7 protein-coding genes are annotated in these 11,697 nt (G+C 58.6%); all 7 read right to left on the bottom strand.

Features of this window, described 5'->3' with window-relative positions:
- Positions 1-50 precede the first annotated feature (50 nt).
- Complete coding sequence (locus tag ACQQCD_RS03580) at positions 51-314, bottom strand: hypothetical protein (RefSeq protein WP_430267017.1); 264 nt, start codon at positions 312-314, stop codon at positions 51-53.
- Between the two features lie 227 nt (positions 315-541).
- Complete coding sequence (locus ACQQCD_RS03575) at positions 542-4,987, bottom strand: FtsK/SpoIIIE domain-containing protein (protein ID WP_430267016.1); 4,446 nt, start codon at positions 4,985-4,987, stop codon at positions 542-544.
- Positions 4,984-5,688, bottom strand: coding sequence for a hypothetical protein (locus ACQQCD_RS03570; protein ID WP_430267015.1), 705 nt, complete (start codon positions 5,686-5,688; stop codon positions 4,984-4,986). Before ACQQCD_RS03570 ends, ACQQCD_RS03575 begins: the two co-directional genes overlap by 4 nt.
- 67 nt (positions 5,689-5,755) lie before the next feature.
- Complete coding sequence (locus tag ACQQCD_RS03565; protein WP_430267014.1) at positions 5,756-7,495, bottom strand: protein kinase domain-containing protein; 1,740 nt, start codon at positions 7,493-7,495, stop codon at positions 5,756-5,758.
- Positions 7,492-9,240: an FHA domain-containing protein gene (locus ACQQCD_RS03560; protein WP_430267013.1), complete on the bottom strand. Its 1,749-nt coding sequence runs from the start codon at positions 9,238-9,240 to the stop codon at positions 7,492-7,494. Before ACQQCD_RS03560 ends, ACQQCD_RS03565 begins: the two co-directional genes overlap by 4 nt.
- A complete protein-coding gene (locus ACQQCD_RS03555) occupies positions 9,227-10,222 on the bottom strand; it encodes a PP2C family protein-serine/threonine phosphatase (RefSeq protein ID WP_430267012.1) in 996 nt (331 codons plus the stop codon). Before ACQQCD_RS03555 ends, ACQQCD_RS03560 begins: the two co-directional genes overlap by 14 nt.
- Positions 10,219-11,571: an RDD family protein gene (locus ACQQCD_RS03550; RefSeq protein WP_430267011.1), complete on the bottom strand. Its 1,353-nt coding sequence runs from the start codon at positions 11,569-11,571 to the stop codon at positions 10,219-10,221. Before ACQQCD_RS03550 ends, ACQQCD_RS03555 begins: the two co-directional genes overlap by 4 nt.
- Between the last annotated feature and the right edge of the window lie 126 nt (positions 11,572-11,697).

The raw sequence follows: 11,697 nt of genomic DNA, 5'->3' as shown, positions 1-11,697 counted from the left end.
GGGCCCGGATCGTCGTGTTGACGGTCCGGGCCCTACGCCCACTGTGGAACTTAGTGGGAAGCTTGCTCCTGCTCGGAAGCGTTCTTGGTTGCCTTCTGGCCAGCTTCACGCAGAGCCTCGGCTACCTTAGCCAAAGACGGTACGTGGTGTGAGGACCATTCGTTACGGAAACGGTCAGCGTCCGGGCCCTTCCAGTCGGTGGAACCAAGGATCTTAGTCAACGTGGTCTTCTGCTCAGTGATCGCCGTCGAGCCAGCCTGCAGCTTCGTACCGAGAGTCTTGAGCTGAGCAATATCTGCACCCCAAATAGCCATAACATTTACTCCTTCATCATCTGCGGAACCGAACTTTTTCTGCCGGTATCCCCCACATACGATTCCCGGCGATTTCCGGAAGAACCAATACCTAAAACCTACCCACAGCCCCACACACTGTCGATGGGAACCACTACCCATACACAACAACCCATCACCCAACTGACCCGAAATTGTGGTCCCACCCAGCTCTGGGAACAGCCAAGATTGCAAGTAAGTTGGATGAGTTAGCCGCGGTTTTCTGGTGGCAGCGCCACTTGGATCTTGCGTACCTTTCCGCGGCCAACAATGTAGCCTCGGCCCGGAATGAAGTCGGAGCTGACCTTCCCTAGGGACGTGTTGACCAGGCTGTCGCCTTCGATGTCGCCAGGGTTCAGCAGCAAACCACGTCGGCCGGACTTGAAGGGTTGAGCCAAGGACCATGCCTGCGACCAGGTTGAGGTCTCCGATTCACCCACCACCCATTGCTCGGATTTGAGCGAGGTGGAAATCAACCGTTCAAGGCCCGGCTCGGCCACAGAATCGGTGAACTCGGTGAGGCCCTCGATGAAGATCGCCAGCTTGCCCGGGTTTTCCGAGGAGTAATCGATGAGCTCCTCAATAGCCTCATCGAGCTGATCTGGCCCCACATAGACCTTGTTCCACACCTTGAGCCCGGCCACGGACGAGCGGCGAGATCCAATGTAAATGAGCTCGGTTGCCGGGTTGGACCGGTGCAGCGCATACGCCATGGTCACGAGGGCCACGGTACGTCCAGCAGCCGGTGGACCGGCCACTAGCAGCGGCCCCTTGGCCAAAATCTCAGCGGGCAGCAGCGTCTCGTTGTCCACACCAATAACTGGCTGGTCCAGCGCGCCTACGGGCAAAATGTCCAAGTCCACAGACTCAGGCAAGCGCTCAATACTCGGGGCATGATCTACACCTTGACGCAGCATTGCCTCGCTAAGCTTGTGTACTTCGCGTGCCTGAAGCGCCAAGTTGGAGTTACCTCCCAGCACCGCAAGCTGCACTTCCATCCCGGCCAAAATTCCTCGCCCGGGCGGCGAAGCCGAGGACAGCACATCTTTGGCCACATCCATGGTCAGGTAGTCGTCCTCGGAGGACAGCCGCAACACCAGTCGGCGTTGGATAGATGCCAAGAGCGACGCCGGCACAGAGTTGGGCCGGTCACCGGAAACAATGAGGTGAATACCTAAGGGACGGCCATCCGTGGCGATCTGCAAGAACATGTCCCACAGCGTGGACAACCGGCTGTATTCATAGGTTTCGCGGAATGCCGACATACCGTCAACCAAGAGGAAGATGCGCTTTTCCTCGGGTCGCTGAGCCAGTTTGCGGTATTCAACAATGGTGGACGCGCGGACTTTAGAGAAACGATCGGAACGGTCGTCAACAATGTCCCGCAGCATTCGCAAGAGACGCCCCACTCGCTCTTCATCGTCACCATTCAAGATCTCACCAACGTGTGGGAGCTCTTCGAGCATTTTTAGACCCGAAGATCCACAGTCGATGCCATAGACCTGTGCCGGGCCACCACGCGGGGTAATCGCCGCGGCAATGGCTATCCCCCGCAAAGCGGCAGACTTTCCAGAGCCTCCAGTACCATAGATGGCCATATTGCCGTCCCGGTCAGGTTCATAAAATACAGTGGGCTGATCCTGATGGGCGGGGTCATCCGCAACACCTAAAAGAAGACGTTCATCAGTACGTGGGTTTGGCAACTTGGAGAAGTCGTAGGTGGTGGCAAGTTCATTAAGCCACGGCTTACGTGGCGGCTCAATGGCCAAAAATTCTGCCGCCTTAACGATGTTCTCAGTCATCCGAGCGATGTCGTTGGGGCCAGCAGGTTCTTCCTTGACTGGCGTTTCCGGTAGTTCCGCTTCCCACGTGGGTCCAGAACCAAAGGCCATCTCAACGATGTCAATGCGGGGCCGTTGTGGCTTCTCTGTAGTCCAGCCACCGGCGTAACCAGTCTGGAATCCTTGCACCCTGCCTGGCCCTGTCTTGGCCGCACCACGGCCTGGGATGGAGGGATCGAAGTATGCAGCGATCGGGGTTCCCAGAATGTCAGTGGCGTCGTCTTCGTCAGCCATACGCAAGGCCACTCGAAGGTTGGTGTTGGCGCGCAAGCTGTCCTTGATCACACCGTTGGGCCGCTGAGTAGCCAAGATCAGGTGTAGTCCCAATGAACGGCCACGTGCAGCAACGTCCACCACGCCATCCACAAATTCAGGGACTTCCGTGGCCAGGGCAGCGAACTCATCAACAATGATGATGAGGTACGGAGGAGCATCTGGGTCAGCTTCTCGCTGCATGGCCAGAAGATCTTTAGCCTTTTTACGGTTGAGCAAGTGCTCGCGGTAGTGCAATTCAGCGCGCAATGAAGTCAGTGCACGGCGAACTAGGTGCGGGGACAAATCGGTGACAAGGCCCACTGTGTGTGGCAAGTGAAGGCAGTCGGCGAAGGCAGCACCACCCTTGTAATCTACAAAGAGGAAGCTCACTCGGTCTGGGCTGTAAGCGGCAGCCATACCCATCACCCAAGACTGCAAGAACTCGGACTTACCCGCACCGGTGGTTCCACCTACCAAGGCGTGCGGGCCCTCATTTTTGAGGTCCAAGTACATCGGTTCCACACCTTTGGAACCAACCAATGCACGCAGGCTTCCGTTGTCCTTACGGTTGGGCCGGGCCGTGGCATGAACCGAGTTGTTTTCCGTCCAGCGTTCGGCAACCGCTTCAGGGTTGTCGAGGAAGTCCTTACCAATCAAGGTCGCGTAGGACACTGCCCGTGGTAGGTCCGAATCATCGGCCACAGGCTTTCCAACGTCTACTACTGGGGAGAGCATCCTGGCCAGTTGTCCAGCCAATTCCGTGTCCAAGGTTTCACAGCTCACCGGGTAGGTGTGCCGGCCCAGACGGACTTGCCCGGTGGTGGTGCCGTTATCGCCGTCGACCACCATAAAGTCACGGCAAGCGGCGGGAAGTTGTTGGACGTTGGAGGCGATCCAGAGGACGTGAACGCCTGAGTCCGCGCCCCGTTCTACAACGCGGGTGAGGCGACCACGGTCTACTGGGGCATCATCCTCAACGATCAGTAGCACGGTGGGCAAAACGGCAGGCGGTTGATCGCCGTTCTCGTTCGCTAGCTCCCCACGCATCAGCGGGCGAGGTTCTTTAGCACCGGCTTCGCGCTGGTCCAACAGGTCTTCAATCCGGGCGATCAAACTTGAGCCGGCGGCCGAACCGGCGGCCAAGTGATCACCGCTGAGAGGGCTGTGGCCCGAACCAACGTGAGGCAACCATTGGAGCCAGTTCCACCGTTCCCTGGATTGTGCGGAGGTCAAAGCCGTCACCACCACTTCGGCCGGCGAGTGTAGACCGACTGCTTGGAGCACAATGCCGCGGGCAACGCCGTCCACCAGTCCGCGAGCACCAGCAATGCCAATTGCACCGGCCGTGCGCAGCTGCGAAACCACCGGCACACCTTCGATCATGGAGAACTGTTTGATGCAGTCCTGCACTTCTTTCATGTAAATCGGTTCGGTCTCATTACCTTGAGCCTCGTCAAAAACCACACGCGAGGGAACAGTTCCCAATCCAAAGCGGAAACCAAGGAAACCGCGGTGTTCAGGACGGTGTGTCCACAAGAGCGGTCCAAGTTTGTAGATCGAGTCCACAGTGTCCGACACGGCTGGCGCCTCTTGCAAACGCACGGAACGCTCAATGTGTTGCTGCTCGGTGAGGTCTTCCCGGAATGCCGTCATGGCTTCCCGGAACGTTTTGAGCTGGTGCTTGTGCTCGCGTTTGGTTTGCATCTTGTGGTCAACGTAGTGGCCCACAATAAACAGCGGCATCATGGCCATAAACACCACGGTGAGCAGGTTTTGTGTCACGGAGAACAGCACGGCGCCCATAATGAGCGGCACCACCAACATGATAAAAGGAAAGGGTTGGTTCTCTTGGCGCTTGGGGCCCTGCGGCGGGACTCGTTTGCGGACCGGGAATCGAGGGACCACGCGCGGGGAACGGTTAAAATCCACGAGCGGTGAGTTCGGTGCCGCGGCGGGGTTGCTGCCGAGCGTGACCACGGAAATAGTCGAATCTCCAATGGTCACAGTGTCTGAGGAGTTGAGGGTGGCTCGTGTGACGGGCAAGCCGTCCATCAACAATCCGTTGGCGGAGTTGGTGTCCACAATTTCGACTGTGTCGCCCACGGTAATGCGCGCGTGCCGTTTGGAACTGAGTGGGTCAGTGAGTAGGACGTCTACGTCCCGGTCGCGGCCGATGTAACTGGTACCGCTGGGCAAGGAAAACTCCTTGCCGGCGTCGGGCCCGGTCAAAACTCGCAAGGTGGCGGCTGCGGGGCCGCGGTTGCGGCCGGGGAGGGCGAACTTGTCACTGACTTGGGTGAGTGACACCACCGAACCTGGCCGCAGCCCGGATTCAAGTAGGTTGACCTTCGGATCCAATACGAGTCCGCGCATTCCCCCGGCCACGAAGGCCTCGTCAATGGTGAGGGATAAGTTCGACGGCGCCGGGGTACCTCTGCGGCTTGGGTCAGCCGCCCATAGTTCTCTGGCGATGTCCGCGACAGTAGCCAGACCGTCAACCGTGACGGCCAGGTCCTTGGTTTCCTCGGCTCCGCGCCGAAGTGTCAACCGGATTTTCATTCGGCGTCGATTCCCCTCATTTTATCGATCAAGTAAAGGTCATCGCTGGTCACCAAATGCGATGTCACTGAATGTTCCACGAGCCGTGCACGACGGTTGGTGGCCAGTTTTCCGCCACCACCACGCAGCCCCACCACACCAACCCGGTCAAGTTTGTCGCAGACATTGTCCAGTTTTCGGTTGAACCGTGTCAGGGCCCAGCCGAGGCGTTTGGCCGCCTCGGCCGAGGACGGAATGGCGCTAAACCCTGTGCCTTCACGGCGCAGCATTGGCTCGGCGAGGGCAACAATGAGTGCCTTTTGAGAATCGGTAAACACCACGGGACCAATGGTGGTGTCCCCCGCACTGTCGTCGTCTCGAGCTTCCTGCCGGAAGGACGGTGTTTTGACGTGAACCGCGAATTCATAGGTGGTGGGTCCAGCGGTGAAGATGACGTTGGTGTGGCTGAAAACGAGAGGAATGCGCGCACCCGGCGAGAGCCAGGCCTGCATTCCACCGGAGCCATCGGCTACGGTGGCGGAAATCATGCTGCCAACGTTGCTGAGCCACCAAATGCCGTCGTAGCGGGCGATCTGCAGAAAACGCCGGTGCAGGTATGGGTTGTCGTCAACCTCTAGATCGCCTTCACGGCCAATCTCAAAAACGTCCTCGTCAGATGGTTCGTACCACTCGCCGCAAAAATCTATTGCTAGATCCCCCATTTTTACTGCCTCCTCAAAAGCCGGTGCTGCGATTCGTCAATTGTTGTAGCGGCGGATTGTGCTGGCCCTACTGTGGGTAGCATTTTTTTGAGTCATCCCCCTCTGGCGAACCTTGGCCATCGGTGCGGACAATGATCACCTGGATGCAGGTTGGCGCGCCGGGATTGGCTTTAACGGTGATGGATGGCGTTTTGACGTTCGCGTATTCGCCAGCGCCGGTTGCCGTGAGTGTGCGCCATTTGAAGACGTCACCGTTTTTTGGGGCCGGGTTCTTCCAAGTGAACAGCACTTTTCCGCCGGCTGCTGGCGCACCCTTAAGCCCAGCAACGTCAGGAACTGTGGCATTGTCCAGCGGGTCCGCCGGTGGTTTGGACACGGTTTCATTTGGCTGAGCCTTTGGTGCTGGAGCCGTGGAACCGAGCACTATCCCTACCACCACAGCGATGACCAACACGGCTGCGCTAATGATCGCTAACCAACGGTTGCGCTTGCGGGTTCGTAAGAGCTGAGCTTCGTCAATTTCGGTGACTTCAGCTGGCTGAGTTGTGGGCGCTGGCCGGGCCATGGTGGCCTCGACCTCGGGTCCCAGGTCTTCGCGGCTGCCCGGTGGAGTCTGGTTGAAGGCCGAGCTACGGAAACTTGTTGCCGGTGCAGTCGCGTCGGGAGACGCCGCTTGCCCCGGCTGTCCTTGGAGCTCGTAGCTCGATTGCGATGGTGGAGTCTGAGCGCCCACGCTCCCCCGGAGCATGGTGCGCTGGGACCAGTCATCGCTTTCTTTGCCCGGCGCAGTGTTGGACTCGGTGGGCGCTTGCGGTCCTTGAATGCGGGCAGGAAAGGTCCGTGAACTGTTCCCAGCATCCGGATCGATCGAAGCGATAGAACGGACCCGAGTTTCCTCTAAGCCGTCGTCCGGGTGCTGCTCCTCTTGGGAAGCTTCTTCCAAAACCTCAAAAGGGGTCACGGAGAGATTCAGCTCGGCCTGAATGCGCTGCAACGCCAATGCAAAAGCGTGAGCCGAGCTGTACCGCGACGCCGGGTTTTTGGCCATGGCAGTGGCAAGCGCAAGCTCGAGGGACTCGGGAACGTCAGCTCGGCCCAAGCGTGGCACCGGCGCGGTGCTAATCCGGGAAATCAACTGCCCCTGGGAGTTATCGGCGCCAGGCAAAACGAACGGAGAACGCCCAGCCAAAAGTGTGTAAAGGGTGGCACCCAAAGCCCACACATCCACCTGAACGCCATCAACCGGGCCATCCACAAACTGTTCTGGAGGCGACCATGGAATGGACATGCCGGCGTCGTCATCCTGATCAGCACCGAGAGTTCCGGAAATTCCAAAGTCCGTCAGCGCTGGCCGGTTGTAATCGGTGACCAGAATGTTGGCTGGTTTGATGTCGCGGTGCGCAATGCCAGCACGGTGAGCAGTTTCCACCGCAGAGGACACCTGAATTCCGACTGCCAAAACCTCATCCACGCTAAAGCGCTGACGCCGGTAGCGGACATCCAGACTTGGCCGCGAGCAGTACTCCATCGCCAAATAGGAATGACCCTCATCAGTGACTTCAGCTTCGTAAATGGTCACGATGTAAGGGTGCGAGGACAATTGCGCCATCAGGTTCGCCTCAGACTCAAAACGGCGCCGAGCACCCTCAGTTTTGAGGTCTGAGAGCAGAACCTTGACGGCTACTTTTCTACGCGGGCGGTCCTGTTGGTAGAGGTACACATCGGAGAACCCGCCGGATCCCAGCACTGAAATGAACTGGTATCCGGCAATTGCTGGGGGTGGTGCTGCCGGACGTTTTAAACTCACAGAATTTCCTCGAAACGCAGTGAAACATTGTCGCCTAGTTCAGCAATATCGCCGTCAAGCACAATGGCCATTTCGCCTTGGCCCAACCTGCGCGGTGGCTGCCCTTCACGGATCAATACGGTGCCGTTGGTGGCTTTGAGGTCACACAGCATCACGTGCCAGCCTTCTAGGCGAACCTCTGCGTGTGAACGGGAGATATCACCGCTGGGGCTGGCCACCTGAATCAGCCGTGGCATGGTACCGCTCTGAACCCGGGAGACGGACGGTTGGCGGCCAATCACCAAGGACTGGTCCAATTCAATGAGTTCACCAGTGGACACCCGCACCTTGCCCAGGGACGGGCGGCTCACCTGTACAGCGTCAGCAGCCAAAGTTGCAGAGCAGATGGCGCAACGTGAGTTCGGGGGCGGGTTCGCATGCCCGTTGGTGCACACTCGTGCCAGAACCAAGGGGCCATTCGATGTTGCGGCTTGGCTAGGTGCTGGGTGGCTCGGCTGGGGCTCGGGAGCGTCTTTTTGGAGATCGCTTTTCATAATCGTCTGACCGTCATGGTCAGGGTCAGCAGAATCTTCCGGTGCAGGGCCGCCAAATGCCGGAAAGGATTCGTGAGACGGTGCAGGGTATGCCGGTAATTGAGGAGCCAGATTTTGAGGCGCCAGATTTTGAGGAGCCTGGGCCGGGTTCTGCGCGCTGGAGCGGAGCCATGGAACGGAATCTATCAACCCCGAGCTTGGCGCCGAAGCCACCGGAGGGGCCGCAGGCGGTGCAGGTACTGGGTGCGCTGACGCAGGCGGCACCTGAACCGCGGCTTCCTGCGGCGCTGCTTCCTGGGCCGGTGCTTCCTGGTCCGGTGCTTGCCGGTCAGGCGAACCCGTCGGCTTTAGATTCTCTTCGGCCTGACCCTCAACACTTTCGGTGGCGATGGCTTCCTCGGCCTCGGGATCAAGCCGAACGGCGGCTTCTTCAACACTTCGAACCACAGTTTTTTCCCACAAGTGATCATAGGAACTGGTGAGTTCATAGCTCGGAGTGCTTGGGAGCTGGGTTTCCCCCGTAGTTTCAGACTCCCCTGCGACATCGTCAATGCCCTGGTCCTGATCGTGAACCCCGTCGGCTACTTCGGGTTCACCTTCCTCCCGTCCAGCCTCGTTAGGCCCGGCTTCCTCGAGTTCAGCGTCGTCCTCGTCGAGACCTGTAGGGACAACTGTGAGGCCAAGCTCTGCAGACTCATCAGTTTCGGCAGGTTGGGAAGATGCCGTTGTGGCAGCATCATCAACGCGTACCGTGACGCTCAGCCCGGCAAGCCGAACTACACCTTCTATCAGTGGCAAGGTCAGTGGCAGGTAGCCAAGCTGAGACGCCGAACCGGGCACCTGAGAATCCGCTTGAGGCTTGAGCTCAAAGGAAATCGGCTGAGCTAGCCACCGTTCGCTCCACGTAGTAACTTGCCGCCCGGAGAGCTCAACACTGCCGGATTCGAGCCTGACACTGAGGTCAATCTCCCCGCGCAGAAAAACCCTCAAGGAGTCACGGAAATCAACTATCGCGAAGGACGGGATGCTGGTGAGTTCGCGGCCAAAACTACTCGTGACGCCATTAAGAATCTGATGAACCTCGGGGGCCGTGCCCAGCAGCTCCCAAATCTTGCCAATGATGTTCGGCTCAGTGTTCGGACCAAGCAGCACTACGTGGCCCTCGCGCACCATCGCAAACCACTGACCCGTGGTGTAGCTACTGCTGACCATTATTCTCATCCTTCGGCTCAGCTGCTGCTTCCGTCGTCGAGCTTTCGGTCATAGTTGGATCGTTTTCCAATGGACCGGTCTCGAACTCGCGGTCGCCGCCCATTAAGGCGTGTAGATCCACCACCTCGTTGCGCGGAAGTGTATCTTCGTCGTCATCATTGGGGCGGTGACGCGGGGCGGTGGTGCTGACGTTTGACTCGTTGAGCACATCCTTGGCGTCAACTACCACCACCGTCACGTTATCGCGTCCACCATTGCGCAGCGCCGCTTGAATCAGGGCATCCACAGCGTCTTGGGGGTGGCCAATAGTGCTCAGAATGCGGAACATGTGATCATCCGAAACCTCGCCATTAAGCCCGTCTGAACAGACCATAATGCGATCGCCCTCATCGATGGGCAGCAGCCAGAAATCAGCTTCAGTTTCGTCGCCTGTCCCTACCGCGCGGGTCACCACGTGCCGACGAGGGTGCACCGACGCTTGTTGCGCCGTAATGTCGCCGGCATCAACGAGTTCCTGAACCTCAGAGTGGTCAACACTGATTTGGGTGAATTCGCCTTGGCTCAACCGGTACGTCCGAGAATCACCGATGTTCATCACAAGCCAGTAAGGGATGCCCATTTGTTCTACTACCACCACACCGGTGAGGGTAGTTCCGGCTCGGGCCCCCGTGGCTTCGCGAATTTCGGCGTCGGCCTGCAGAATTACTTCCTGGAGCTCTGCGGCGGTGGCGTTTCGGTGGCCCGCCGTCAACATGTCGGAGCTAGCAAGAGCGCGCACACACATACCGCTAGCCACCTCGCCGGCCTCATGGCCACCCATTCCGTCGGCTACAGCGAAGAGTGGATCTGCGGCAACAAACGAATCCTCGTTGAGTTCCCTACGCAACCCTCGGTCCGTGCCATAACCACAGGTCAGACGGAGTTGTGGATGGCGCTGTTCCGTGGTGGGCGAGGGTGTTGCCGCGTCTGGCTGTGAAGTCATGATTGTCCTAGCTGAAAACTGCGGTCCCCGAACGTCACGGTCGAACCTGCAACAACAAAAAATGGTTGACCAGCCGTGAGCTCGATGTTGGAGCCGTCAGCCTGCTGGACGCCACTACCGTTGGTTGAGTTTCGGTCCGTCACCCATAGCCCGTTGGCTTCGACCTGCAAGTGCAGATGAGTTTTTGAAATAGAGCGCCCCGGATCCGGTACCGCCACAAGCTGGTCCACTGTCTCGCCGTCGTAGCTTGCCGGGTTTCGACCCATCAGGGCCGAACCGTTGAGGCTCAGCTCCCTACCGTCGTCGAGCCGAATATAAACGACGCCGCCTGCCACGGGTGCTGGCGCGCTCTTCATCCGGGTTCGGTCAAGGTCATCGTCCGGGTGGGCTGGTGCAATTGGGGCGAAGCCTGGCTGAGGTGAAGCCTGCTGCTGGAAACCTTGAGGAGCGAAATCCTGTTGGGCTGCTGGTTGTTGAGCAGTCTGCGGCGGGGCAGGCGGCATAAACGCCGGTGGTTGCCATTGGTTGGGGTTGTGGACACTTTGTTGTTGCGCGTCAATGACCCGTGCTGCGCTCTGGACTCCTGAATCTTGGGCGCCAGAGATCTGTACGCCGGAGTTGTGCGCGCCCTGATTCTGGGCCATTGGTATCGGTGAGTTAACCTCGCGCACGGCAGGCAGGTCCAAGGGAGCAAAGCTGTAATGGCCTGCGATCCCACCACTGTTTACCGGGTTACGGCCGGCTTTAACATCAAAAACCAAGGATTTCGCGGCCTTGTCATGCCAGCCTTGGCGTTTTCCGTTGCTATCCCACGCGTTCGAGACTGCTGTCAGGATTCCCCACGCCGCTGCAATAACTGCAGTACCGATTACCACCCACAACACGATGGAGAACCATTGAAAAACTATGCTCAAGACCACTGCAATAACACCAAGAATCGCACCGGCACCCATAATGACGCCGCGCACAAACACCGGCCCGCCGCCCGGGGCATAGCCCTCAAATTCAGTGGTGCGCAAGCCCAAAATGGAATTGCCCACGGTCTTGCCAGTACCAGATTCCCAGATGCATTGGAACACGATGTATGCCAGCGTCAGGCCGATCCCGATGGACCCAAGTAGCACCAATAAGGAGGTGTCGTAGGTGATAAACCCACCAGCTGAGGTACTGGTGATCGAGTTGATACCAATGCCAAAGGCCAAGCCAAGCACTATTACGGGGCCAGCCCAATCCAAGGCTTTAGCACCAAGCCGCTTGGAGGCTGCGGCATTTGCCAGGTCCTGTTCAGCCATCGCGCCGGAAGCTCCCCCTTGTCCATGGTCATTGACTCCAGCAGCAGCCGAAGACATTACCGGGATACTACCGGGATTCTGTGTGCTCTGTGCAGAACCCCGCTCCATCAAGCCGCGCTGATCCGAATCTACGTTCCGTTGAATCCTGGCGGATCGGTTAGCCAGAGCAGCACCGCAGGATAA

The sequence above is a fragment of the Pseudarthrobacter sp. J1763 genome, assembly GCF_050490295.1.
Lineage (GTDB): Bacteria > Actinomycetota > Actinomycetes > Actinomycetales > Micrococcaceae > JBNPEO01.
Note: the sequence above shows the minus strand (reverse complement) of the source record. Positions and strands in the feature narration are given on the sequence as shown.